The 25167-nt window shown below is 72.4% G+C and carries 23 protein-coding genes; 9 read left to right on the forward strand and 14 right to left on the reverse strand.

What is annotated here, in order from left to right; all coding sequences use genetic code 11:
* Window positions 1-103 precede the first annotated feature (103 nt).
* Entirely contained in the window at window positions 104-1741 is a 1638-nt protein-coding gene (gene groL, locus ACFHVL_RS09300; RefSeq protein ID WP_416627005.1) for a chaperonin GroEL, read from the reverse strand.
* Window positions 1742-1857: 116 nt separating this feature from the next.
* A complete protein-coding gene (gene groES, locus ACFHVL_RS09305; protein ID WP_326551395.1) occupies window positions 1858-2172 on the reverse strand; it encodes a co-chaperone GroES in 315 nt (104 codons plus the stop codon).
* Window positions 2173-2397: 225 nt separating this feature from the next.
* On the opposite strand from groES, the gene ACFHVL_RS09310 reads away from it, so the two are divergent.
* From ACFHVL_RS09310 to ACFHVL_RS09335, 6 genes are all read left to right on the forward strand, one after another.
* Entirely contained in the window at window positions 2398-3618 is a 1221-nt protein-coding gene (locus ACFHVL_RS09310; RefSeq protein WP_416627007.1) for a THUMP-like domain-containing protein, read from the forward strand.
* 11 nt (window positions 3619-3629) lie between these two features.
* Window positions 3630-4109 carry a Cys-tRNA(Pro) deacylase gene (gene ybaK / locus ACFHVL_RS09315; protein ID WP_416627009.1) on the forward strand — a complete coding sequence of 160 codons (480 nt, stop codon included), beginning with the start codon at window positions 3630-3632 and terminating at the stop codon, window positions 4107-4109.
* Between the two features lie 397 nt (window positions 4110-4506).
* Entirely contained in the window at window positions 4507-5604 is a 1098-nt protein-coding gene (locus tag ACFHVL_RS09320; protein WP_416627011.1) for a sugar ABC transporter substrate-binding protein, read from the forward strand.
* Between the two features lie 125 nt (window positions 5605-5729).
* Window positions 5730-6533 carry an ATP-binding cassette domain-containing protein gene (locus ACFHVL_RS09325; RefSeq protein ID WP_416627013.1) on the forward strand — a complete coding sequence of 268 codons (804 nt, stop codon included), beginning with the start codon at window positions 5730-5732 and terminating at the stop codon, window positions 6531-6533.
* Window positions 6530-7786: a sugar ABC transporter permease gene (locus tag ACFHVL_RS09330; RefSeq protein ID WP_416627015.1), complete on the forward strand. Its 1257-nt coding sequence runs from the start codon at window positions 6530-6532 to the stop codon at window positions 7784-7786. The genes ACFHVL_RS09325 and ACFHVL_RS09330 overlap by 4 nt, the downstream gene beginning before the upstream one ends.
* 19 nt (window positions 7787-7805) lie before the next feature.
* Window positions 7806-8993 carry an ROK family transcriptional regulator gene (locus ACFHVL_RS09335; RefSeq protein ID WP_416627017.1) on the forward strand — a complete coding sequence of 396 codons (1188 nt, stop codon included), beginning with the start codon at window positions 7806-7808 and terminating at the stop codon, window positions 8991-8993.
* On the opposite strand, the gene ACFHVL_RS09340 is transcribed toward ACFHVL_RS09335, so the two are convergent.
* From ACFHVL_RS09340 to tsaB, 6 genes are read right to left on the reverse strand one after another with little or no spacing between them, the layout of a single operon-like run.
* Complete coding sequence (locus ACFHVL_RS09340) at window positions 8990-10792, reverse strand: ABC transporter ATP-binding protein (RefSeq protein WP_416627018.1); 1803 nt, start codon at window positions 10790-10792, stop codon at window positions 8990-8992. The genes ACFHVL_RS09335 and ACFHVL_RS09340 overlap by 4 nt on opposite strands.
* On the reverse strand, window positions 10789-12498 hold the full coding sequence (locus ACFHVL_RS09345) for an ABC transporter ATP-binding protein (protein ID WP_416627020.1): 1710 nt from the start codon (window positions 12496-12498) through the stop codon (window positions 10789-10791). Before ACFHVL_RS09345 ends, ACFHVL_RS09340 begins: the two co-directional genes overlap by 4 nt.
* Before the next feature lie 49 nt (window positions 12499-12547).
* Window positions 12548-12802: a hypothetical protein gene (locus ACFHVL_RS09350; RefSeq protein WP_416627128.1), complete on the reverse strand. Its 255-nt coding sequence runs from the start codon at window positions 12800-12802 to the stop codon at window positions 12548-12550.
* 11 nt (window positions 12803-12813) lie between these two features.
* Complete coding sequence (gene tsaD, locus ACFHVL_RS09355; protein WP_416627022.1) at window positions 12814-13860, reverse strand: tRNA (adenosine(37)-N6)-threonylcarbamoyltransferase complex transferase subunit TsaD; 1047 nt, start codon at window positions 13858-13860, stop codon at window positions 12814-12816.
* Window positions 13853-14323 carry a ribosomal protein S18-alanine N-acetyltransferase gene (gene rimI, locus ACFHVL_RS09360; RefSeq protein ID WP_416627024.1) on the reverse strand — a complete coding sequence of 157 codons (471 nt, stop codon included), beginning with the start codon at window positions 14321-14323 and terminating at the stop codon, window positions 13853-13855. Before rimI ends, tsaD begins: the two co-directional genes overlap by 8 nt.
* On the reverse strand, window positions 14320-14997 hold the full coding sequence (gene tsaB, locus ACFHVL_RS09365) for a tRNA (adenosine(37)-N6)-threonylcarbamoyltransferase complex dimerization subunit type 1 TsaB (protein ID WP_416627025.1): 678 nt from the start codon (window positions 14995-14997) through the stop codon (window positions 14320-14322). The genes rimI and tsaB overlap by 4 nt, the downstream gene beginning before the upstream one ends.
* 338 nt (window positions 14998-15335) lie before the next feature.
* On the opposite strand from tsaB, the gene ACFHVL_RS09370 reads away from it, so the two are divergent.
* Window positions 15336-16046 carry a helix-turn-helix domain-containing protein gene (locus ACFHVL_RS09370; protein ID WP_416627026.1) on the forward strand — a complete coding sequence of 237 codons (711 nt, stop codon included), beginning with the start codon at window positions 15336-15338 and terminating at the stop codon, window positions 16044-16046.
* Here ACFHVL_RS09370 and ung read toward each other — a convergent pair.
* Genes ung through ACFHVL_RS09395 form a run of 5 tightly spaced genes read right to left on the reverse strand, consistent with a single transcriptional unit; the run spans window position 16028 to window position 21024 of the window.
* Window positions 16028-16732, reverse strand: coding sequence for a uracil-DNA glycosylase (gene ung / locus ACFHVL_RS09375; RefSeq protein WP_416627028.1), 705 nt, complete (start codon window positions 16730-16732; stop codon window positions 16028-16030). The two genes, ACFHVL_RS09370 and ung, sit on opposite strands and share 19 nt — an antisense overlap.
* Window positions 16732-17235 (reverse strand): tRNA (adenosine(37)-N6)-threonylcarbamoyltransferase complex ATPase subunit type 1 TsaE, encoded by a 504-nt coding sequence (gene tsaE / locus ACFHVL_RS09380; protein ID WP_416627030.1) that lies wholly within the window; start codon window positions 17233-17235, stop codon window positions 16732-16734. Before tsaE ends, ung begins: the two co-directional genes overlap by 1 nt.
* Window positions 17232-18320 carry an alpha/beta fold hydrolase gene (locus ACFHVL_RS09385; RefSeq protein WP_416627031.1) on the reverse strand — a complete coding sequence of 363 codons (1089 nt, stop codon included), beginning with the start codon at window positions 18318-18320 and terminating at the stop codon, window positions 17232-17234. The genes tsaE and ACFHVL_RS09385 overlap by 4 nt, the downstream gene beginning before the upstream one ends.
* A complete protein-coding gene (alr, locus tag ACFHVL_RS09390) occupies window positions 18317-19435 on the reverse strand; it encodes an alanine racemase (protein WP_416627033.1) in 1119 nt (372 codons plus the stop codon). The genes ACFHVL_RS09385 and alr overlap by 4 nt, the downstream gene beginning before the upstream one ends.
* A gap of 17 nt (window positions 19436-19452) precedes the next feature.
* On the reverse strand, window positions 19453-21024 hold the full coding sequence (locus tag ACFHVL_RS09395; RefSeq protein WP_416627129.1) for an NAD(P)H-hydrate dehydratase: 1572 nt from the start codon (window positions 21022-21024) through the stop codon (window positions 19453-19455).
* A gap of 244 nt (window positions 21025-21268) precedes the next feature.
* Between ACFHVL_RS09395 and ACFHVL_RS09400 the strand changes: the two genes are divergently transcribed.
* Window positions 21269-21550, forward strand: coding sequence for a hypothetical protein (locus ACFHVL_RS09400; RefSeq protein WP_416627034.1), 282 nt, complete (start codon window positions 21269-21271; stop codon window positions 21548-21550).
* Window positions 21547-23136, forward strand: a complete 1590-nt coding sequence (locus ACFHVL_RS09405; RefSeq protein WP_416627035.1) for an alpha/beta hydrolase — start codon at window positions 21547-21549, stop codon at window positions 23134-23136. Before ACFHVL_RS09400 ends, ACFHVL_RS09405 begins: the two co-directional genes overlap by 4 nt.
* Here the strand turns inward: ACFHVL_RS09405 and glmS are convergent.
* On the reverse strand, window positions 23123-25057 hold the full coding sequence (glmS, locus tag ACFHVL_RS09410; RefSeq protein ID WP_416627036.1) for a glutamine--fructose-6-phosphate transaminase (isomerizing): 1935 nt from the start codon (window positions 25055-25057) through the stop codon (window positions 23123-23125). The genes ACFHVL_RS09405 and glmS overlap by 14 nt on opposite strands.
* Window positions 25058-25167: the final 110 nt, after the last annotated feature.

Consider the following 25167-nt stretch of genomic DNA (forward strand, 5'->3'; position numbering starts at 1 on the left):
CGCAGGTCCGGGCGGCACGACGATACGCAGAATCCGCGTGATCGGGGCCCGGCGGCGGTCGACCGCCCCTGCCCTGATCACGCGGATTCAGGTGTGACTCGGGTCAGAACCCGGGACCGTGCTGGTGACCGTGGTCGTGGCCGTGACCGCCAGCGGCGGCCTCCGCCTTCTCCGGCTTCTCCACCACGAGGCTCTCCGTGGTGAGCAGCAGGCCGGCGATCGACGCGGCGTTGGTGACCGCGTTGCGGGTCACCTTCACCGGGTCGACGATCCCGGCAGCGGCCAGGTCGCCGTACTCGCCGGTGGCGGCGTTCAGTCCGTGACCCCAGTCGGCTTCACGGACCTTGCCGACCACGACGTACCCGTCGACGCCGGCGTTCTGGGCGATCCACCGCAGCGGCTCGTGCAACGCCTTGCGCACGACCGCCACGCCGATCTTCTCCTCGCCGGTGAAGCCGAGGTCGTCGTCGAGCACGGTGGCGATCTGGCTGAGCGCGGCGCCGCCACCGGGGACGATGCCTTCCTCGACCGCGGCCTTGGTCGCGGCGATCGCGTCCTCGATGCGGTGCTTGCGCTCCTTCATCTCGACCTCGGTGGCGGCCCCGGCCTTGATCACCGCGATGCCACCGGAGAGCTTGGCCAGCCGCTCGGCGAGCTTCTCCCGGTCCCACTCGGAGTCGGACGCCTCGATCTCCTTGCGGATCTGAATGACCCGGTCGGAGACCTCGGTGTCGCGTCCGCCACCCTCGACGACGGTGGTGGTGTCCTTGTCGACGACGATCCGGCGGGCGCTGCCCAGCGACTCCAGCCCGACCGTGTCGAGCTTGTAGCCGAGTTCCGGGGCGATCAGTTCGGCGCCGGTGAGGACCGCCATGTCCTGCAGCATCGCCTTGCGGCGGTCGCCGAAGCCGGGTGCCTTGACCGCGCAGATCTTCACGGTCTTGCGGATGGCGTTGACCACCAGGGTGGACAGCGCCTGGCCCTCGACGTCCTCGGCGACGATCAGCAGCGGCTTGCTCGCCTGGACGACCTTCTCCAGCAGCGGCAGCAGCTCCTCGATCGAGGAGATCTTCTGGGTGGTGATGAGGATGTACGCGTCCTCGAGGACCACTTCCTGCGCTTCGGCGTCGGTGACGAAGTGCGGGGAGATGAAGCCCTTGTCGAACTGCAGGCCCTCGGTGACCTCCAGCTCGGTGGCGAGGGTGGAGCCTTCCTCGACGGTGATCACACCGTCGCGGCCGACCCGCTCCATCGCCTCGGCGATCAGGTCGCCGATGGTGGCGTCCTGTGCCGAGATCGTCGCGACCTGGGCGATGGACTCCTTGCTGGCGACCTCGGTGGCCCTGGCCAGCAGCGCCTCGGAGATCTTCTGCGCCGCCGCGTCGATGCCGCGCTTGAGCCCGGCCGGGTTGGCCCCGGCGGTCACGTTGCGCAGGCCCTCGCGGACCATCGCCTGGGCGAGCACGGTAGCGGTGGTGGTCCCGTCGCCGGCGACGTCGTTGGTCTTCGTCGCCACCTCCTTGACCAGCTGCGCGCCAAGGTTCTCGTACGGGTTGGTGAGCTCGATCTCCTTGGCGATGGTCACGCCATCGTTGGTGATCGTCGGAGCGCCGAACTTCTTGTCCAGCACGACGTTACGTCCGCGCGGGCCGAGGGTGACCTTGACCGTATCCGCGAGAGTGTTTACGCCGTGCTCCAAGTGGTGTCGGGCGGCATCCGAGAAACTCAGGATCTTCGCCATGACATTCCCTTCAACACACACTAACCGTCGGCCGGCCGGCGGCTGCCAAGGCCGGCCCGACGGGCGACGCCCCGGGCCCCGTCAGGGGCTCCGGGGCGTTCAGCACTGGCAGTAGGTCACTTCTCGATGACGGCGAGGACGTCGCGGGCGGAGAGCACCAGGTACTCCTCGCCGGCGTACTTCACCTCGGTGCCGCCGTACTTCGAGTAGAGGACCGTGTCGCCGACGTTGACGTCAACCGGAATCCGGTTGCCCTTGTCGTCGACGCGTCCGGGGCCGACAGCGAGGACGGTGCCCTCCTGCGGCTTCTCCTTGGCGGTGTCGGGGATCACGATGCCCGACGCCGTGGTGGTCTCAGCCTCATTCGCCTGGACCAGGATCCGGTCCTCGAGCGGCTTGATCGCAACCTTGGTCGCGGTAGTCACGGGCATACCCTCCTGGGGTATCAGGTTTCGGTGCCGGCCGCGTGGGCGACCGGCGACAATCTGCCTCATGTCCACCGGGCGGATCCGTCGTCGCGGGTGCCGGTCCGCCTGGCGTTTCGCCCCCCGGCCTGGGCCGGCGAGCTGGCACCCTCAGCCTGAGAGTGCTAATCGCAGATTAGCAGTCGCCTGTGCGGAGTGCTAGCCCGATGGCCGAGCGTGGACAATGTCGCGGTGCACCCGGACGAGCTGGCCGCCCTGCGTACCCCGGAAGGTGAGGCTGCCCTGACCGCGGCGACGCAGGCACTGGCCGCGCCGACCGGCGGCGACCCGCTCGCGGCGGCCAGCGCACTGCGGACCGCCGGGGTGTCGGCGCCGCTGGCCGCCGCCGCCCTCACCCAGGCCACGCTGCGCGCCCGCGCGACCGGCAAGTTCGGCCCGGCCGCGGGCCGGATGTTCTTCACCCGCGCCGGCCTGGAGCAGGCCACCCGCGCGGTGGTCGCGGACCGCCGGGCCGCCCGGTTGCGCGCCGCCGGGGTGCACACCCTCGCCGACCTCGGTTGCGGCCTCGGCGCGGACACCCTGGCCGCCGCCCGCGCCGGCATCCGGGTGTACGCGGTGGAGGCCGACCCGGGCACCGCCGCGCTGGCCGCCGCCAACGCCCAGGCCGCCGGGCTGGCCGACCTCGTGTCCGTGACCTGCGCCGACGCGACCACCGTCGAGGTCACCGGCTACGACGCGGTCTTCTGCGATCCGGCCCGACGCTCCGGCACCGGCCGACGAACCTTCGACCCGGACAGCTACTCGCCGTCGTGGAACTTCGTCCGCGCCCTCACCGAGCGGGTGCCGCGGACCGTGGTCAAGGCGGCCCCCGGCATCGACCACGCGCTGATCCCGCCCGGCGCGGAGGCCGAATGGGTCAGCGTCGACCGCGACGTCGTCGAGGCGGCGTTCTGGTGCGGCCCGCTGGCCGCCGTACCCCGCCGGGCCACCCTGCTGCGTACCGGGCGGCCGGCGACGGCAATGGTCGGCGACGGGGCCGAACCGGTCTCGGTCGGGCCGGTCCGGCGCTACCTGTACGACCCGGACGGTGCGGTGGTCCGATCGCACCTGGTCGCCGCGTTCGCCGCCACCGTCGACGGCACCCTCGCCGACGAGTCGATCGCCTACGTCTACGCCGACACCCACGTCGACACGCCGTACGGCAGGTGTCTGGAGATCACCGACGTGCTGCCGTTCTCCCTCAAGCGGCTACGGACCCTGCTGCGCGAGCGCGGTGTCACGCGGCTGGAGATCCTCAAACGCGGCTCCGCACTCGACCCCGCCCAACTGCGCCGCGACCTGCGGCTGCGTACCGTCGCCGGGGCCGGCGAGCCGGCGAGCCTGGTGCTGACCCGGGTGGCCGGCGCCCCGACCGTCCTGCTCGCCCATCCGGTCCAGCCCATCCACCGGTAACGTCGCACGGCATGGCAGGCACGGCGACCCCGGCGACGGCGCTGCTGACCAGGCAGCGGATCCCCTTCCGCGTCCATCCGTACCAGGTGTCGCCGGACACCCCGGACTACGGCGCGGCGGTGGCTCTCGCCCTGGGTGTCGCCGCCGAGCAGGTCTTCAAGACGCTGGTGGCGCAGGTCGACGGCGCGCTCGCGGTCGGCGTCGTGCCGGTCACCGGCGAGTTGGACCTGAAGGCGTTCGCGGCCGCGTTGGGTGGCAAGCGGGCGGTGCTGGCCGAGCGGGCGCTGGCCGAACGGACAACCGGGTACGTCCGGGGTGGCATCAGCCCGTTGGGGCAGCGCAAGCGGTTGCCGACGGTGCTGGACGCCTCGGCGCAGGGGTTCGCCGAGGTCTACGTCTCGGCCGGTCGTCGTGGCCTGCAGTTGAGCCTTGCCCCGGCCGACCTACTGGCCGCAGCCGCCGCCCACCTCGCCCCGATCGCCACCCCCTGACCCCCGCCCCACCCGCCCCCGCCGCCCTCCCCAGCGATCTTGCAGTTATCGAGAGCTTTTGTCCGAAATGACCGTCGATAAGTGCAAGATCGTCGCAGGCGGGAGCGTGGAGAGAGCGGTGGATGGCGGCTAGATGTCCGGCGCGTTGCTGAATTGTTATCGCCAGCAACAAAACTCATGACGTCAGTGGTCTTGTGCTGGACGCCACACTCTGAATACGTTGCCGGACACAACAAAACTATGGCAGCTGGTCGCCCAACCCGGCTGTCACCGTCGCCGGCACACCGGGTCTCCGGAGCCCAGCAGTGCCGCGCGAACCGCACCTGACTCCGCACAGCACCCCAAAGCACCAAGACCTTCTTGTACGCGAACATCACCCCTTGAAAGGACCCAAGCAATGCGCAAAGGGATCCTCAGCACCGCAGCTGTCGGCGTACTGCTCGCTGGCGGGCTGACCGCCTGCGGCAGCGACACCGGCACCGGCACCGACAGCGGCGACACCCCGACCCCGAAGATCGGCGTGATCCTGCCGGACAGCGCCTCCTCGGACCGCTGGGAGACCGCCGACCGGCGCTTCCTGCAGGAGGCGTTCGACGCCGCCGGCGTCGAGGCCAGCATCCAGAACGCGCAGGGCGACAAGGCGCAGTTCCAGACCCTCGCCGACCAGATGATCACCGACGGCGCCACCGTCCTCATGATCGTCAACCTGGACTCCGGCACCGGCAAGGCCGTGCTCGACAAGGCCAAGCAGCAGGGCGTCGCCACCATCGACTACGACCGGCTCACCCTGGGCGGCTCGGCCGAGTACTACGTCAGCTTCGACAACGAGGCCGTCGGCACCCTGCAGGGCGAGGGCCTGGTCAAGTGCCTCACCGACGCCGGCGTGGAGAAGCCGACGATCGCCACCCTCAACGGCTCGCAGACCGACAACAACGCCACCCTGTTCAAGGCCGGCTACGACGGCGTGCTGGAGACCAAGTACAGCGCCGGCGAGTACACCAAGGGCCCGGACCAGTGGGTGCCGGACTGGGACAACACCCAGGCCGCGACGCTGTTCGAGCAGATGCTGACCGAGACCGGCGGCAAGATCGACGGCGTGCTGGCCGCCAACGACGGCCTCGGCAACGCGGCGATCTCCGTCCTCAAGCGCAACCAGCTCAACGGCACCGTGCCGGTCACCGGCCAGGACGCCACCCCGCAGGGCCTGCAGAACATCCTCGCCGGCGACCAGTGCATGACCGTCTACAAGGCGATCAAGGCTGAGGCCGAGGCCGCCGCCGAGCTGGCGATCGGGCTGGCCAACGGCGAGCGCAAGGAGGTCGCGCAGACCGTCATCGACCCGGAGACCAACCGGGAGGTGCCGTCGGTGCTGCTCACCCCGCAGGCCATCTACAAGGACAACGTCGCCGACGTGGTGAACGACGGCTACGTCACCGCCGAGGAACTCTGCACCGGTGACTTCGCCGCGCTCTGCGCCGAGGCCGGCATCAGCTGACCCGGCGGCCCGGCCCCGGCCGGTAGCGCAGCCGCGGGTGTCACCCGGCAGCACCATCGCCGGGTGACACCCGCGGCGGCGGCACCACGCCGTTGGACGGACACCCTCACGAAGGAGACCAAACCGTGTCCGCGACCCCCCTGTTGCAACTGCGCGGGATCAACAAGAACTTCGGTCCCGTCCAGGTGCTGCGCAACGTCGACTTCGCCGTCTACCCCGGTGAGGTGACCGCACTCGTCGGCGACAACGGTGCCGGCAAGTCCACCCTGGTCAAGTGCATCAGCGGCATCCACCCGATCGACAGCGGCGAGGTCGTCTTCGATGGGCGGCGGGTGCACATCCACAGCCCGCGCGACGCCTCGGCGCACGGCATCGAGGTCGTCTACCAGGACCTCGCGCTCTGCGACAACCTCGACATCGTGCAGAACATGTTCCTCGGCCGCGAGGTGCGCTCCGGGCTCGTGCTGAACGAGACCACGATGGAACAGATGGCCGCCGACACCCTCGCCGGACTGTCGGTGCGGACCGTCAAATCGCTGCGCCAACTCGTCGCCAGCCTCTCCGGCGGCCAACGCCAGACCGTCGCCATCGCCAAGGCGGTGCTCTGGAACAGCAAGGTCGTCATCCTCGACGAGCCCACCGCCGCGCTCGGCGTCGCCCAGACCGCCCAGGTCCTCGAACTCGTCCGGCGGCTCGCCGACAACGGACTCGCCGTCGTGCTGATCTCGCACAACATGAACGACGTCTTCGCCGTCTCCGACCGGATCGCCGCGCTGTACCTCGGCCAGATGGTCGCCCAGGTGCGCAGCACGGAGATCACCCACCCGCAGATCGTGGAGCTGATCACCGCCGGCCGCAGCGGCCACCTGGGCCTGCCTGCCGACAACGGCACCGAGTACACCACCACCGGACCGGGAGCCGACCGATGAGCACCGCCACCCCGACAGTCCGGCGGCCCGCCGCCCCGGCCGCCTCGCCCAGCCTCGGCGAACACATCGGCGGCTACTTCTCCAAGCTCCGCGGCGGTGACCTCGGTGCGCTGCCGGCCATCCTCGGCCTCGTCGTACTCTGCACGGTCTTCTCGGTCGTGCGGCCCAACTTCTTCACCGCCGGCAACTTCGCCAACCTGTTCATCCAGGGTGGGGCGGTCACCCTGATCGCGATGGGCCTGATCTTCGTCCTGCTGCTCGGCGAGATCGACCTGTCCGCCGGCTTCGCCAGCGGCGTCTGCGCCGCCATCCTGGCGGTCGTCTCCACCAACATGGGACTGCCCTGGTACGTGGCGATCCTGGCGTCGATCGCCACCGGCACGGTGATCGGCACCACGCTCGGCCTGCTGGTCGCCAAGGTCGGCATCCCGTCGTTCGTGGTCACCCTGGCCGCGTTCCTGGCCTTCCAGGGCACGGTGCTGCTGCTGATCGAGGGCGGCCGCAACGTGTCGATCCGCGACAGCGTGCTGATCGCGATCGTCAACCGCAACGTGCCGCCGGTGATCGGCTGGGCGATCTTCGGCGTCGGTGTGGCCGGCTTCGCGCTGATCCAGTTGCTGCGCTACCGCAAGCGCTCGGCCAAGGGCCTGGTCACCGACCCGATGGTGGTGGTCCTCACCCGCATCGCCGTGCTGATCGCGGTCGCCGGGACCGCGGTCTACATCCTCAACCAGGAGCGGGCGGTCAACCCACTGTTCGCCTCGCTGCGCGGGGTGCCGATCGTGGTGCCGATCATCGTCGTACTGCTGATCTTCTGGACCTTCGTACTCAAGCGCACCGCGTACGGCCGGCACATCTACGCCGTCGGTGGCAACCGCGAAGCCGCCCGCCGGGCCGGCATCAACGTCGACCGGATCCGCATCTCCGCGTTCATGATCTGCTCGTCGATGGCCGCCGTCGGCGGCATCGTGGCCGCCAGCCGGGCCAACTCGGTGGACGCCAACACCGGCGGCAGCAACGTGCTGCTGTTCGCCGTCGGTGCCGCGGTCATCGGCGGCACGAGCCTCTTCGGCGGCAAGGGCCGGGTCCTCGACGCGGTCCTCGGTGGGGCCGTGGTCGCGGTGATCGAGAACGGCATGGGACTGCTGAACGTCGAATCCGGCGTGAAGTTCGTTTTCACCGGACTGGTCCTGCTGCTGGCCGCCAGCGTCGACGCACTGTCGCGCCGTCGGGCTGCCGCCGGGTCACGATGACTGCGGAGACCACGGAGCGATGCGGGCAGGGCCCAGCCAGGAGGAGATCCGCCGGCACAACCTCGGGGCGCTCCTGCGGCATGTCCACGTCAACGGGGCCACCACCCGCGCCGAGCTGACCAGCACCCTCGGTCTCAACCGCAGCACCATCGGGGCGCTCACCGCCGATCTGGCCGCCGCCGGCCTGGTCAGCGAGGGAGGCGCCCGGGAAACCGGCCGGGCCGGACGACCATCGCTGGTCGTCCGGCCCGAATCCCAGCAGGTGTACGCGTACGCACTGAGCATCGAGGTCGACCGGCTACGGGCCGCCCGGGTCGGGCTCGGTGGTCGGGTCCTCGACCTACGCACCGCCGACCGGCCACGGGGCACCCTGGCCGCCGAGGCGGTGGGCCCGCTCGCCGGCTTCGTCAAGGAACTGCACCACTCGGCACCCCCCGGATCGGTCTGTGTCGGCAGCGGCGTGGCGGTCAGCGGCATGGTCCGCCGCGACGACGGGATGGTCCGGCTCGGGCCGACCATGGGCTGGGTGGACGAGCCGCTCGGCACCGCGCTGGCCGAGGCGCTCGGCGACGACCGGGGCGTCCTGGTCGGCAACGTCTCCGAACTGTGCGCGCTCGCCGAACACACCCGGGGCGCGGCGGTCGGCTGCGACCACGTCATCTACCTGTACGGCGACGTCGGCGTCGGTGCCGGAATCATCGTCGGCGGCCGGCGGGTCACCGGCCACGGCGGGTACGGCGGCGAGGTCGGCCACATGGTGGTGCACCCCGGCGGCCGACCCTGCCTGTGCGGATCCCGGGGCTGCTGGGAGACCGAGATCGGCGAACACGCCCTGATCCAGGCGGCCGGCCGCAGCGGGGCGGTCGGCCGGGAAGCGGTGCTCGCCGTCGTCGACGCCGCCGACCGGGGCGACGGGCTGGCCCAGGCGGCCATCCGCCAGGTCGGCGACTGGCTCGGCTTCGGGGTGGCCAACCTGGTGAACATCTTCAATCCGGAGACGGTGGTCTTCGGCGGTACGCTGCGTGACGTCTACCTGGCGGCGGCGGCACACGTGCGCAGTCGGCTCAACTCGATCGCGTTGCCGGCCTGCCGGGAGCATGTCCGGCTGCGTACCCCGAAACTCGGTGACGACGCCCCGCTGATCGGGGCCGCCGAACTCGCCTTCGAGCAACTGCTCGCCGACCCGCTCGACGCCACCACCGCCTAGGCGGTCCGGACCGGCTCGGCGTGCCCCTGCCAGGCCCGCCACAGTGCGGCGTACGAGCCGTCGGCGGCGACCAGTTCGTCGTGCGTACCGAACTCGATGATCAGGCCGTCGTCGACGACCGCGATCCGGTCGGCGTCGTGGGCGGAGAAGAGCCGGTGCGCGATCGCGATCACCGTACGGCCGTGCAGCACCGCCGCGAGGGAGCGTTCCATCCGCCGGGCGGCGCGCGGGTCGATCAGCGACGTCGCCTCGTCCAGCACCAGGGTCTGCGGATCGGCGAGCACCAGCCGGGCCAGGGCCAGCTGCTGCGCCTGGTCCGGTCCCAGCGGATGCCCGCCGGCACCGATCACCGTGGCCTCCCCGGCCGGTAACCCGGCCACCCAGTCCAGGGCGTCGACCGCAGCCAGCGCCTCGCGTACCTCGGCGTCGGTCGCGCCCGGACGGACCATGGCGATGTTGTCGCGGACCGTACCGATGAAGACGTGATGCTCCTGGGTGACCAGGGCGACCCGGGCGCGCAGCTCGTCCGGGCGCAGGTCGGCCAGGGCTACGCCGCCGGCGGTCACCGTGCCGGTGCCGGGCTGCAGTACGCCGGCGAGCAGCCGGCCAAGGGTCGATTTGCCGGCACCGGACGGCCCGACGATGGCGATCCGCTCCCCAGGTCGCGGCACCAACGTGACGCCGCGCAGCACCTCGTGCCCGTCGACGTAGCTGAACCTGACGTCACGGGCGGCCACCGGCTCGGCGGTCGGCTGCGGATCCCGTGCCGAGCGGCGGGGTGCCGGGGTCGCGGCGGCCCGGTCCGCGGCGGCACCGACACCCGGGCCGGCGTCGGCGACCCCGAGAATCCGGGCCAGCGAGGCGGCACCGAGCTGCAGCTCGTCCAGCCAGTTGAGCAGCCGGTCCAGTGGGTCGGCCAGCAGCTGCACGTAGAGGATGGCGGCGGTCACCTGACCGAGGCCGACCCAGCCCTGCAGGTAGAACCAGCCACCGATGACGAGGGTCGCCACCACCGGCACCACGTAGCCGATCTCGATGATCGGGAACCAGACGGTACGCAGCCACAACGTGTAGCGCTCGGCCGCGTACTGCCGACCGATGTCGGTGTCGGTCCGTCGCCGCCGCTGCCGCTGCCGGCGCAGCGCCTCCACCGTCCGGGCACCCTCGACGGTCTCGCTGAGTCCGTCGGTGATCTGCGAGTACGCGGCGTTCTCGGCCAGGTAGCCGTCGGGCGCCCGGCGCAGGTACCACCGGGTGCCGGCCCACAGCAGCGGCACCACGATCAGGCAGGGCAACGCCAGCAGCGGCCCGACCAGCAGCAACGCCCCGAAGATGAAGATCGCGGTGCTGAGCGCGATCAACGTCTCCGGCACCGCGAACCGGACCGACTTGGACAGCACCGCCACGTCACGCGAGGTCCGGGTGAGCAGGTCACCGGTGCCACTTCGCTCTATCGTGGACAGTGGGACGGCCAGCACCCGGTCGACGAACTCTTCCCGCAGGCCGGCCAGCACCTGCTCCCCGAGCCGCGCCGACGCGACGTGCGCGTAGCGGGCCAGCACCGCCTGGCCGATCAGGAACCCGGCGATCGCCAGCGCGGTCCGGTCGACGGTGGCGGCCACCGCACCGGTGGTCAGGGCTTCGATCAGGCCACCGAGCAGGCGTGGTGCGGCGAGCCCGGCGACGGCGGCACCCGCGTGCAGGACGAGTGCGCCGACCAGCAGCCGGGGATGCCGCCGGACCAGGAGGCGGGCGTACCGGCGGACCTCGGCCCGGCCGGCGACCGGCAGCGCGGTCACGACGCCACCTCGGTACGGGTGACCAGGGCGGCGTAGCGGGGCTCGGTGCGGAGCAGCTCGGCATGGCCGCCCTCGGCCAGCACCTTGCCGTCGTGCAGCAGCACCACCCGGTCGGCGTGTTCGAGCAGCAGCGGACTGGTGGTACAGACCACCGTGGTCCGCCCGGACCGGGCCGCCCGCAGCCGGTCCGCGATCCGGGCCTCGGTGTGCGCGTCGACCGCGCTGGTCGGCTCGACCAGGATCAGGATCGGCGGGTCGGCCAGCAACGCCCGGGCCAGCCGCAACCGCTGCTGCTGGCCGCCGGAGAACTCCCGGCCGCGTTCGGCCACGACGGCGTCGAGCCCGGCGGGCAGCGCGGCGACGATGTCGGCGGCGCTGGCCACGTTGAGCACGGACCGCAGGGCGTCGTCGGGCAGCTGCGCGTCGCCGTCGAGCTCGTCGCGCAGCCGGCCGGCGAACAGCCACGCGTCGTTGTCGGCCACCAGGATCCGCTGCCGGACCGTGGCCAGTGCCAGCTCCCGCAGCGGTACGCCGGCCAGCGTCACCTCGGCGTCCCGGTAGCGGCCCAGCCGGTCGGCGAGCGCGACCACGTCCTCGGGTGCGGTGGCCGCGACAGCGGTCAGCCGCCCCGCCGCGACCCGCAGCCCGGACGGTACGTCGACCAGATCCCCATCGGCCGGCGGCACCCGCCGGGGCCGCGGCGGATCGGCCAACTCGGGTTCGATGGCGAGCAGGCCGGCGACCCGGCGGGCGGCGACGTGGCCCCGGGTCGTGGTGTGGACGAACTCGGTCAGCGTCCGCATCGGACCGACCAGGAAGGCGGTGTAGCCGTAGCAGGCGACGAGTTGTCCGACGGTGAGCTCCCCGGCGACGGCGAGCCGGGCACCGATCCAGGTCACCAGCACCAGGAACAGACCGGGAAGCAGCACCTGGGCGGCCTCCAGCAGGGATTCCACACTGGCAAGTCGCATCCCACGCCGCCGCAGCTCCTGCGACTGGGCGCGGTAACGGTCGGCGAACACCGGCTCGCCGCCGACGCCCCGGACGATCCGCAGCCCGGTGACGATGTCGCTGGCCAGGGTCGCCAGGGTGGCCTGCTGGTCACGGTAGATCTGCTGGTGGCGGTGCAACGGTCGGATCCCGACGCCGATGACCGCCATCAGCACCGGCACCCCGACCACGATCACCAGTCCGAGCGGGACGGAGGTGGCGAGCAGGACCGCGGTGATGACGACGATCGCGGCGACCGACCCGGCCGCCCGTGCCACGATCTCCATCGCGCTGCCGAGTTGGCTGATGTCGGAGGTGCCGATGCTCACCACCTCACCGGCGGCGAGCCGTCTCGGCAGCGTCGCGCCGAGCTGGCTGGCGTGGCGTACGGTCAGCTGAACGGTCCGGTACGCGGTGGCCAGCCAGGTGAAGACCGCGAACCGGTGCGCGGCGACCCCGGCGGCGGCCTGGACCAGACCCAGGCCGAGCAGCGCCGCTCCCCAGGCCAGCAACGCATCGGTGTCGCGGGTGGTCAGGCCCGCGTCCACCGCCCGGCCGACCACCGCCGGCATCAGCGACTGACTCACCGTCCAGATCACACAGAGCACGGCGCTGGCGGCCAGGGACGGCCGGACGCGACCGGCGAGCCAGCGCAGCAGACGTGCGGCTGACCGGTGGTCGGCAACGCCTGGATCGGCGACGGGTAGCGACCGCATCACGCTGCGACCGTACGGGCAGCGGCCGAGGTCGAGCCACCGATTTACCTCAGCGGTCGACCTGGGTGAAGTCCCAACTGTGCGGCGCTCGGGTGACCAGCCGCAACGGCGGATCCGGCAAGGACAGCGGGCTGCTACGCCACTTGGAGACGACCACCATCCGGTCGTCGGCCGACGAGAAGACCTCACTGGCCAGGTGCAGCGGGCTGTGCTCGATCTCCGGCAACGCGGTGTCGCAGACCCAGGCAACCAGCTCCGGCAGGCGCAACGGCTCGGCCTTGACCTCCCACATCCGCACGATCACGTCGCCGGACATTACACGCTCACCGTGGTCAGCGGCAGCGCGGAGTCGGCCGGCAGGTCGAGCCGGCTGGCCGGCACCCCGGCGGCCACCAGATGCGAGCCGAGCGCGGCGACCATCGCCCCGTTGTCGGTGCAGAGTTTCGGTCGCGGCACCCGGACCCGGATCCCGTACCGTTCGCACCGCTGCTCCGCCATGGCCCGTAGCCGCGAGTTGGCCGCCACCCCGCCGCCGATCACCAACGTGTCGATGCCCCGGTCCCGGCAGGCGTCGATCGCCTTGGCGGTCAGCACGTCGCAGACGGCCTCCTGGAAGGAGGCGGCCACGTCGGCGACCGGGACCGGTTCACCGGCCCGCTCGCGGGCCTCGACCCACCGGGCCACCGCCGTCTTGAGCCCGGAGAAGGAGAAGTCGAACCGGTGCCCGGCAAGGTCCTTCGGGGCGGTCAACCCACGTGGAAAGGCGATGGCGGCCGGGTCGCCGTCGCGGGCCGACCGGTCGATCGGCGGCCCACCGGGAAACGGCAGCCCGAGCAGCCGGGCCACCTTGTCGAACGCTTCCCCGGCGGCGTCGTCGATGGTGGCGCCCAGCGGAGTCACCCCGGCGGTCAGGTCGTCGACCAGCAGCAGCGACGAGTGTCCGCCGGAGACCAGCAGCGCGATCGCCGGCTCCGGCAGCGGCCCGTGTTCCAGGGTGTCCACCGCCACGTGTGCGGCGAGATGGTTGACCCCGTACACCGGCTTGTCGGTGGCGATCGCGTAGCCCTTGGCCGCCGCGACGCCGACCAGCAGCGCCCCGGCCAGGCCCGGCCCGGCGGTGACCGCGATCGCGTCGATGTCGGCGAGCGTGACCCCTGCGGTGTCCAGGGCCCGCCGCATGGTGGGCACGATCGCCTCCAGGTGGGCGCGGCTGGCCACCTCGGGCACCACGCCGCCGAACCGGGCATGTTCGGCGACGCTGGAGGCGAGCGCGTCGGCGAGCAGGGTGTGCCCCCGCACGATGCCGACTCCGGTCTCGTCGCAGGAGGTCTCGATCCCGAGGACCAGGGGTTCGTCAGCCATCTCGCATCATCACCAGAGCGTCGGTGTTGCTGGGTTGGTAGTAGCCACGGCGCACGGCCACCGGCTCGAATCCGTACGCCGCGTACAGCCGCTGCGCGGGGGCGTTGTCCACCGCGACTTCGAGTAGCGTCTTCGCCGCGCCGCGCCGGGCGGCCTCGGCCAGCAGGGCGGTCAGCAGGGTGCGTCCCAGGCCGAGCCGTTGGCTGTCCCGGCGTACCGCGATGTTCTGCACCCATGCCTCGTCCGGTGCCGCCGGATCGCCGGACAGCGCCAGCCCGGCGTACCCGACGACCTGCTCGGTGTCGTCGGCCGGCTCGGTGTCGTCGACGGCGGCCAGGTAGTGGTGGCCGTTGGCGAGTTCGTTCCAGAACATCTCGGCGGACCACCGCTCGGCGCCGAACAGGTCCGCTTCGATCGGCAGCACCTGCTCGATGTGCCACCACCGGAACCGGACGATCCTCACCGCAGCACCGGTTTGCGGGCGGTGGCCGCCACGGCGTCCGGGCGGCGCAGGTAGCACGGGGTGAGCGGCTCGCCGGGGGCACCGCACCGGATCCGGGCGGCGGCGAGCTCGGCCATCCGCAGGGCGTCCGGGTAACGCGGTTCGGGACGCACCGGCACCCCGAGTACGTCGGCGTAGCGCAGCGCCCCGTCGCCGACCGCCTCGGTGACGCCGAGTCCGGCAAGGGCGTCGGCCACCACGGCCGGCGTGGCGACCGCCGGCTCGGTGACCCGAGACCCGTCGGCGGCGTACACCGCCCAGTAGATCTCCCGCCGCCGGGCGTCCGTCGCGGCCAGCACCGGCCGAGTGCCGCCGGACGCGGCCAGACCGAGCCCGTCGAGGGAGTTGACCCCGTACGCGGGAACGTCCAGGGCGTGCGCCAGGCTGGCGGCGGTGACCAGGCCGACCCGCAGCCCGGTGAACGGCCCAGGCCCGAGCCCGGCGACGACCGCGGCCAGGTCACTCGGCACCACGTCGGCCTCGGCCAGGCACGCGACGATCTGCGGGGAGAGCAGCTCGCCGTGCGCCCGCGCGTCGACCGTGCACCGGCTGGCCAGCAGCCGTACGCCGTCGGTGACCTCGGCAAGTGCGGCGGTTACCGCGGGCGTCGACGAATCCAGCACCAGTACCAGCACGGTAAGCACACTAACCGGACACCCGATTTGGCCGTCGCGCCGGTCGGACCACACAGCTGATCGACTTGACCGGCCCGGCCCACCCTGCGCCCGGCGCGTCGTCTCTGCCCCTGGCCCGGTAGTAACTCTGTTTTGGTCTGATCCCCCTACGGGATCAAAATCCCCTAACGGGATCAGACCAAAACAGAACTGCCGCTCCAGGGCGGGATCTGGAGCTTCTAGGGCCTAGACCGGCAGAGCTACGGGCCCCACACCGGCAGCGGCATGTCCGACAGCCGACATCGAATCCACACGACCCGGGGTGGACACGCAGAATCGCGAGCCGGGATCATTCTTCGATGACTGTGGGACGGCTGGCCACCGTGCTCGGTGCCACGCTGCGTCGGGAACGGCAGGCACGGCTGCTGACCCAGCGGACGGTGGCCAGCCGGGCCGGCGTCGGACAGGCCACTGTCGCACGGATCGAGCAGGGTGCCCAGACCCCGGACCTGGCGCTGGTGGAGCGGTTGTTCGCGGCGATGGGCCGGCAGCTCACGCTCGGTGTGGAGGACCTCGACGCGCACGTCGACCGGCGGATCGCCGAACTCGCCACCCGGCCGTTCGCCGAACAGCTCGTGACGACCGACATCGGCCAGTTTCGCCGCCACGTCGACGGGATCAGCCACGTTTTCGACGGGCCGACCGCCGCGTTGCTGCAAGGAGCGCCGCTACCGGCGCCGGGCGTGCACGTGGCGCTACTCTGGTCCGAGGCGGATGCGATCGATGACTGGCTGACCCGCAAGTACGCCAGGCGCTGGATGGACCGGTGGCAGGAGTACCGGCACATCCCGGTCGACCCGCGCGAGCCGTACCCGCACCGCTGGCAGACGGTGGCCGGCGAGATACACGCCCGGATGTGTGACGAACTGCCCCGGTCGATCGAGGTACGCCACGGCGAGCAGCACTACCGGGTCGTGCCGTTGGCCGAGTTGGAGATCGTCGACCCGGGCACCGCCGGGCTGCTGCACCGCTACCGCGAGCTCAGTGCCGGTCAGCCGGGAGCGGGCTGACCGGCGCCGCCGGTGCGGCTCCAGTCGATGCCGGGCAGACCTGCGTCGGCGAGCGCCTTGTCGGTGGCGCTGAACGGGCGACTGCCGAGGAAGCCACGCGGGTTCATCGGGCTGGGGTGGCCCGCCTCCAGCACGACGTGGCCGGGGTTGGTGACCAGATCCCGCTTCTTGCGGGCGTAGCCGCCCCAGAGCAGGAACACGATCCGCTGGTCCCCGGCGTCGAGCGCCTTGATCGTGGCGTCGGTGAACTCCTCCCAGCCCTTGCCCGCGTGCGAGCCGGGCTTGCCCTGCCGGACAGTGAGCACCGCGTTGAGCAGCAGGACACCCTGGGCGGCCCAGCCGGTCAGATCCCCGCTGCGCGGCATCGGCACGCCGACGTCAGTGCCCAACTCCTTGAACACGTTACGCAACGACGGTGGGACGCCGACGCCGTCACGGACGCTGAAGCTCAGCCCGTGTGCCTGCCCGACCCGGTGGTACGGGTCCTGACCGAGAATGAGTACCCGGCACTGCTGCGGCGGGCAGAGCCGGTACGCGGTGAACAGATCCTCCTGTGGTGGAAAGACCGTCTCGGTGGCGTACTCCTGCGCGGCGAAGGTACCGAGCGCGGCGGTGCGGGCCGGGTCCAGATGCGGGGCGAGCGCGCCCGCCCAGGCGGACGGCAGCATGGCCAGCAGATCGAGCATCAGGGGTACGCCTTTCGGGGAGTGTCCAGGGTGGCGAGTCGTGCCGCCCAGTCTGCCCCCACCCCGGTCAGCTCCGCCGTCCGGGAGTCGTCGTCGGCCCGGTGCAGCCGGACCTGCAGGTACGCGTCGGTGAGCTGCTCGACCATCCCCTCGCCCCATTCGACGACGGTGACGGCCTCGTCCACGTCGGCGTCCAGGTCGAGGTCGTCGATCTCGGCCCGTGGGTCGGCCGCGTCGCCGAGCCGGTACGCGTCGGCGTGCACCAGGGTGAGTGCCCCACCTCGGTCCGGGTCCGGCGGATGCACCCGGGCGATCACGAAGGTCGGCGAGGTCACGCTGCCGCGTACCCCCAGGCCGGTGCCGATTCCCTGCACCAGCGCGGTCTTGCCGGCGCCGAGCGGACCGGTCAGCACCACCAGGTCCCCTCGGCGCAGCAGTCGACCGAGCCGGCGGCCGAACTCGTGGGTGTCGGCCAGCTCGGCAAGAAGTACCCGCACCGTCATAACTGGATCTTCGCAAGGAACGCGGACAACGCGGCGTTCACCTCGTCGGCGTGTTCGAGCATCACCACGTGACCGCCGTCGGTGATCCGGACGTAGTCGGCCTCCGGCAGCCAGCGCACGATCTCCTCGGAGTGCGTCACCGGGGTGATCATGTCCTTGTCTCCGACGATGACCAGGGTCGGGTTGGGCGCCAGCACCGCCAGTGCCGGGTAGCGCGAGTGGGTCAGCAGCGTACGGGCGTACCGGGTGATCGTCTCGGCGGAGGTGCGCGAGTTCATCCGCTCCACGTAGCTGACCAGTGTCGGGCTCGGCCGGTCGGTGCCGAAGCCGTACCGACGGGTCAGCAGCCAGGCCAGGTCGGAGGCGGCCAGCCGGGTCCGGTCGATCACTCCCCCGGTCAGCCGGGTCGCGTTGTTGACCAGCATCAGCAGTGGCGAGCCGGCCCGGCTCAGGATCGCCGGCACGCCGAGGCGGGCCTCGTCGACCAGACCACCGGAGGTGGCCATCAGCACGGTGCCGGCCACCCGGTCGTCGAACATCTCCGGGTAGCGCTCGGCGAGCGCCATGATGGTCATGCCGCCCATCGAGTGCCCGACCAGCACCAGCTGCCCGTCGGGGACACACTGCTCGATCACCGCCCGCAACGTGTCGGCCAGCGCCGCGATCTCGTAGTCGCCGGACTCCAGCCGACCGGATCGGCCGTGGCCCGGCTGGTCGTAGCAGACCAGCCGGTAGTCGCCGCCCAGCGTCAGCTCGCGGCGTTGGAAGTGGAAGGTCCCCATGTCCAGGCAGTAGCCGTGGACGAAGACGATGGTGGGTCGATCGGGGGCGTCGTCGGCCGGCTCGACCATCTCCACGTACACGTCGGTGCCGTCCGAGGCGGTGACCACCCGGGTCTCGTCGTAGGGCAGCTCACCGAAGGGTTCGTCGACGTACGGGTCACTGGTGTCGCGTTTGAGCCGGCGGACCAGGGCCCGTTCCGCGGCGACCGTCGCGGTCACCCCGGCGGCGGCGACGCCGAGGACCGCACCGACGATCCCGGCGGTACGGGCGACCTTCTGCACCCCGGCTCGCTGGCTGCTCATCGGCGGGAGCCCTGGTAGACGCGGGGCACCCGGCGGCTGCCGAACCGGGTGACGATCTCGTAGTTGATGGTGTCCACGGCGGCGGCCCAGTCGTCGGCGGTCGGCTCGCCACCCCGGCCGTCGCCGAACAGGGTCGCCACGTCGCCGGCGGCGATGTCGTCGCCGCCGCAGTCGAGCATGATCTGGTCCATGCAGACCCGGCCGGCGATCCGGCGTACCCGGCCGGCGAGCTGCACCGGGCCGCAGCCGGAGGCGTGCCGGGGGACGCCGTCGGCGTAGCCGAGCGGCAGCACGGCCACGGTGGCGTCCCGCTCGGTGTGGTAGGTGTGGCCGTACGACACGCCCTGCCCGGCGGGGACCCGCTTGGCCAGCATCACCCGGGCCCGGACGGTCATCGCCGGCCGCAGGCCGAAGTCCTCGCCCGGCACCGGGGTCAGCCCGTAGCAGGCGATGCCGGCCCGGACCAGGTCGAAGTGGGTGTCCGGTCGGGTCAGGGTGGCCGCCGAGTTGGCCAGGTGCCGGTAGTGGGGTCGCACCCCGAAACGTTCGGCGACCGCCAATCCGTCCTGGTACGCGGCCAGCTGCTGGTCGTTGATGGGGTGCCGGGGCGCGTCGGCGACCGCGAAGTGGCTCCAGATCCCGACCACCTCGACGGTGCCGTCGGACTGGGCCTTCGCGGCGGCTTCGACCAGATCGGGCCAGTCGTCACCGGTGGCACCGCCCCGGGCCAGCCCGGTATCGATCTTGAGGTGCAGCCGGGCCGGCCGGCCGGCCGCCCGGGCCGCGGCGACCGCCTCGGCCAGCAGCTCCCGGCTGCCGACGCCGAGGTCGACCTCGGCGGTCACCGCGTCGTGCAACGACAGCCCCGGGGCGAGCAGCCAGGCCAGCACGGGTACGGTCAGCCCGGCCTGGCGCAGCTCCAGCGCTTCGCCGAGGGTGCAGACGCCCAGCCAGGCCGCCCCGGCGTCGAGGGCCGCCCGGGCCGCCGGGACCATGCCGTGGCCGTACCCGTCGGCCTTGACCACCGCCATCAACTCGGCGCTGGTGCCGGCCCGCAGCCGGGCCACATTCTCCCGGATCGCGTCCAGGTCGACGCACACCTCCGCCTGCCACATGCCGTCCAGACTACTGATCAGTCACCCGATCGGGCAGGTTCCGCGCTGGTCAGGTCTGCCACGGTCGGCCGCAACGCGTCAGCCACCTCGACCGCGGTCACCGGCCCGCCCCGCGCGGCGGCCCGACCGGCCAGCCCGTGCGTGTACGCGGCGGCCAGCGCCGCGCGCTCCGGTGCCAGCCCGGCGGCGAGCAACGACCCGAGCAGTCCGGCCAGCACGTCACCGGTGCCCCCGGTGGCCAACGCCGGGGAACCGGTCGGGTTCACGTACGCCCGGCCGTCCGGGGTGGCGACCACCGTACGGTCACCCTTGAGCAGCACGGTGGCCCGCATCCAGGCGGCCAGCCGCAGCGCGGCCCCGACCCGGTCGTCGCCGGGCGCGCCGGCGAGCCGGGCGAACTCCCGGTCGTGCGGGGTGATCACCGTGGGTGCCCGGCGACCACGCAACTGCTCCGACCAGGTGCCGTCGACCAGCATCGTCAACGCGTCGGCGTCCAGCACCACCGGCACCGGGGCGGCCAGCACCGCACGCAACTCGGCGGCCGCGGTCTCGCCGCCGCCCAGGCCGGATCCGCAGACCCAGGCCTGCACCCGGCCGGCGTCGGCGACCCGCCCGGTTGCGATGACCGAGGGATGCTTGTCCAGTACCTGGTCGGCGGCGGCGCCGGCGTATCGGATCAGCCCGGTCGGCCCGGCGACGGCCCCGCCGACGGAGAGCACCGCCGCACCGGGGTACGCCGCCGAACCGGTCGCCACCCCGACCACGCCCCGGGTGTACTTCTCCGCCGCCGGCAGCAGCCGGGGCCACCAGGCCGCCACGTCGGCCCGGCTCGGCACCTCGAACGCGGGCGCGGTGCGCAGCCACGGCGTCAGGCCGATGTCCACCAGCTCCACGTGGCCGGCGTTGGCCGCCGCCGCCCCGACGGCCAGGGCCGGCTTCAGACAGCCGAAGGTGACGGTGACGTCGGCCCGCACCGTGTCCGGTGCGCCGTCCGGCGCGCCGGACACCGCAGCTCCGTTGCCGGCCGGCAGTCCGCCGGTGTCGACCGATACGCCGCTGGGCACGTCGACGGCGACGACCACCGGTCGGCCGCCGCGTGGCGAGGTCGCCCCGGTCGCCCGGGCGACCGCGTCGGCCGCCGGCTGGCGCAATCCGCCGGTGCCGCCGATCCCGACGATCCCGTCGACCACCAGGTCCGCGTGCCGCCCGCGGCCGGCGCGCCCGGCACCGCCGTCGGTGGTCAGCCCGCCGGCGGCCCGTAGCGCGGCGAGCCCGCCGGTGTGGGTCCGCTCGGGTGCCAGCAGCCAGGCCGTGACCCGGGCGCCACGCCGGGCCAGCAGCGCGCCGGCGTACAGCGCGTCCCCGCCGTTGTCGCCCGAGCCGACCAGCAGCAGGACCTCGGCACCGTACACGCCGCCCCGATCGGCGAGCAGCAGCGCGCACCGGCGGGCCAGGCCGGCGGCAGCCCGGTGCATCAGGGTGCCGGGCGGCAGTGTCGCCATCAGGGCCTGCTCGGCACTACGCACCTCGGACACCCGCCAGACGCCGATCACGTCGACACCTTTCTCTCTGCGCTCGGCGGCGACCATCGCGAGGCGATGCCACCGTCGTGGGACGACAGGTGCCGCGGCGGACCGCTCCACCAACACCACGTCTGTCCGACCGCCACGATCACCCGGCCACCCTACCGGCGGGGCGTTGTCCACAGGGTGCCGTCGGCGCGGGCACTGAGCAATACCGTGAACGCCACGACCGGCCGGGTGCGACCGACTCGCCGGGTGCGACGACCCGGCGGGCGAGGATCCGGCCGGCGACGACCGACGGGAGACGGGCATGCGGGAGTTCTCGGTGCGGCCGGCGGCGCTGCGCGAGGCCGCCGGCCGGCTGGCCGGGTTGGGCCAACGGCTGGGGCACGGGCTGGCCGGCCAGCCGGCGTTCACCGTGGCCGCGCCAGGGTGGGCGGCGGCCGAGCTGTTGGCCGAGGTGGCGGCGGCGACCCACCGGCAGTTGACCGGCCTCGGTGCCGAGGCGGCGACCACCGGCCAGGGCCTGGTCCGGGCCGCCGACACCTACGACGCGGCCGACGGGCGGGCGGCCCACCGGCTGACCAGATGATCACCTACCAGCAGTTGTGGCGGGCCGACCCGGCGGCCTGGCGGGCGGCGGCGGACGCCTGGCGGCGGCACCAGCCGGTGGTCGAGCGCCGGGCCGCCGAGGTGACCGGGGCGGCGGGTCGGCTGCGCCACGACTGGGCCGGCGTGGCCGCGTCTGCCGCCGACGGGCGGTTGGCCAACCTGCGTGACCAGCTCGACGCCGTCGGCCCGGCGCTGTGCGACGTCGACCAGATCCTCAGCGGGTACGCCGAACGGCTGGCCCGGGCCAAGGCGGTGCTCGCCGACTGGGTCGCCACGGCCGGTCGGCTCGGCCTGTCGATCGATCGGGACGGCCGGGTCACGGTCGACCCACTGGTCACCCGGCCGGACGGCCCGTCGCTGGCCGGTGCGCGGCAGGTCGCCGACGGCATCGGGCAGGCGCTCGCCCTGGCCGCCACGGCGGACGCCGACGCGGCCCGTCGACTCGACGCGGCAGCCACCGCGGCCAGTCAGGGCTGGCCGGCCCGACCATCGGCCGGTCGACCGCCGCCGCAGGCCGGCCCGGCGCGGGTGCGGGCCTGGTGGGCCGGTCTGGACGATGCCCAGCGGCGGTGGCTGGTCCGCCATGATGCGGCCTGGCTGGGCCGGCTCGACGGGTTGCCGGCGGCGGTGCGCGATCAGGCGAACCGGCTGCTGTCGGGTCGGCAGCGTTCGGCGCTGCTGGCGCAGCGGGCAGCGCTGCTCGACAGCGCCGACCCGACGGCGGTGCCGCGGTTGCGCCGGCTGGACCGGCTGATCGCCGGGTTGGACACGGTCGCCGACCGGCTCGCGTCCCCGGCCGGCCCTCGGGCGTACCTGCTGGCCGTCGATGGTGGTGCCGGCGACCCGCCGGGCCACCCTGGGTCCGGGGCCGGTTCCACCGGTCGGCTGATCCTGGCGCTGGGCGACCCTGACTCCGCCGACAACGTGCTGACCCACGTGCCGGGGATGGGCAGCGGTCTCGACCGGGTCGGCGGCGAGTTGGTCCGCACCGAGCAGGTGCTGCTGCGCTGCCAGCAGTTGGCTCCGCAGGAGTCGACCGCCGCCGTGTTGTGGTTGGACTACCCGGCGCCGGCGTTCGTCGACGAGGCGGCCAGCGCCGCCCCGGCGCGGGCCGGGGCCGCCGATCTGCGCCGGTTCCAGGACGGTCTGGGGGTCAACCGCGACGGCGGGTCGGCCGGTCTGACCGTCCTCGGGCACAGCTACGGGTCGCTGGTGGTGGGCACCGCCGCCCGGGACGCGGGGCTGGCGGCGGAGAGCATCGTCTTCGTCGGCTCACCCGGGGTCGGGGTGGATCATGTGGACGAGTTGGCGGTGCCGGCCGACCAGGTGTGGGCGAGCACCGCCGACAACGACGTGATCCGGCACGCCACCTGGCCACAGCTGTGGCCGGGTGACCGGCTGTGGCACGGCCAGGACCCGAGCGCCGCCGGTTTCGGCGCCCGGGTCTTCTCCGGTGATCCAGCCGGGCACCTCGGCTACTGGGCGCAGGACAATCCGGCGTTGGATTCGATGGCGCGCATCGTGCTCGGCGACGACCACCACCGCGAGGTGGTCACTCGACGGTGACCGACTTCGCCAGGTTCCGGGGCTGGTCGACGTCGTGCCCGCGGGCAGCGGCGATCTCGCAGGCGAGCACCTGCAGCGGCACGGTGGTCAGCAACGGCGCGAGCAGGGTCGGGGTGCAGGGCACGTAGATCAGGTCGTCGGCGTAGGGCACCACGGCGGTGTCGCCCTCCTCGGCGATCACCACGGTACGCGCACCTCGGGCCCGTACCTCCTGGATGTTCGACACGATCTTGTCGTGCAGCATGCCGCGGCCGGCCGGCGACGGCACCACGCAGACCACCGGGGTGCCCTGGTCGATCAGGGCGATCGGGCCGTGCTTGAGCTCGCCGGCGGCGAAGCCTTCGGCGTGCATGTAGGCGAGCTCCTTGAGCTTGAGCGCGCCTTCGAGAGCTACCGGGTAGCCGACATGGCGGCCGATGAACAGCACCTGGTTGGCGGTGGACAGGTCCCGGGCGAGCTGGCGGACCGGCTCCATCGAGGCGAGCAGCTGGCGCAGCTTGTCCGGGATCTCCTGCAGCTGGCTGACCACCGCTTCGACCTCGTCGGCGTACTTGATGCCGCGCACCTGGGCCAGGTGCAGACCGATCAGGTAGCAGGCGACCACCATGGTGAGGAACGCCTTGGTGGAGGCGACCGCGATCTCCGGGCCGCCGTGGGTGTAGAGCACCGCGTCGGACTCACGCGGGATGGTCGAGCCGTTGGTGTTGCAGATCGCCAGCACCCGGGCCTTCTGCTCCTTGGCGTGCCGCAGGGCCATCAGGGTGTCCATCGTCTCGCCGGACTGGGAGATCGCCACCACCAGTGTGGACCGGTCCAGCACCGGGTCGCGGTAGCGGAACTCGCTGGCCAGCTCCACCTCGCACGGAATCCGGGTCCAGTGCTCGATGGCGTACTTGGCGATCATTCCGGAGTGGTACGCCGTACCGCAGGCGACGATGAAGATCTTGTCGACGTCACGCAGGTCCTGATCGGTGAGCCGGACCTCGTCCAGCATGATCTCGCCGGATTCGGTGAGCCGGCCGAGCAGCGTATCGGCGACGGCCTGTGGCTGCTCGGCGATCTCCTTGAGCATGAAGTAGTCGTAGCCGCCCTTCTCGGCGGCGGAGGCGTCCCAGTCGATGTGGAAGTCCCGGCCCAGCGCCGGGGCACCGTCGAAGTCGGTGATCTCGATGCTGTCCGCGGTGATCAGGACGACCTGGTCCTGACCGAGCTCGACGGCGTCGCGGGTGTGTTCGATGAACGCGGAGACGTCGCTGGCCAGGTAGTGCTCGCCCGGGCCGCGGCCGACCACCAGCGGCGAGTTGCGCCGCGCGCCGACGACCGCGTCGGGGATGTCGGCGTCGACGGCCAGCAGGGTGAAGGCGCCTTCGAGCCGCTGGCAGACCCGACGCATGGCGGCGGCGAGCAGCCGGGGTCCGTCCGGCTCGCCGGCAGCCCGCAGGTCGGCCAGGGCGGCGGAGAGCAGATGGGCGGCGCATTCGGTGTCGGTGTCACTGACGAACTCGACACCGTCGGCTTCGAGCTCCACGACCAGCTTGGCGAAGTTCTCGATGATCCCGTTGTGGATCACGGCGACCCGCCCGTCGCGGGACAGGTGGGGGTGGGCGTTGCGGTCGGTCGGGCCGCCGTGGGTGGCCCACCGGGTGTGGCCGATGCCGGCGGTGCCGTCGCCGATGGCGACCGGGGTCGGGCAGCCGGTCGCCGAGTCGATGCCGTTGGCGGCCGCCGTGCCGAACCGCTCGTCGCCGAGTGCCTTCTCCAGGTTGCTCAGCTTGCCGGCCCGCTTCTCGGTCCGCAGTTCGTCACCGCAGACGATGGCGACCCCGGCCGAGTCGTAGCCCCGGTATTCGAGCCGCCGCAGCCCGTCCAGGACGATGCCCAGTGCCGGCCGCGCGCCGACGTACCCCACGATTCCACACATGACCCGTAGCGTAACCCATGATCGAGCAGCCGTGCTGCGCATAAGGCCTGCAATCGCGCAGCAACTCTGAGCAGTAACCAGCCATAAGCTGCATTGCTCACAAAACACGG

Origin of the sequence: Micromonospora sp. LOL_023 (assembly GCF_048060115.1) — a bacterium.
Taxonomy (GTDB): domain Bacteria; phylum Actinomycetota; class Actinomycetes; order Mycobacteriales; family Micromonosporaceae; genus Micromonospora_E.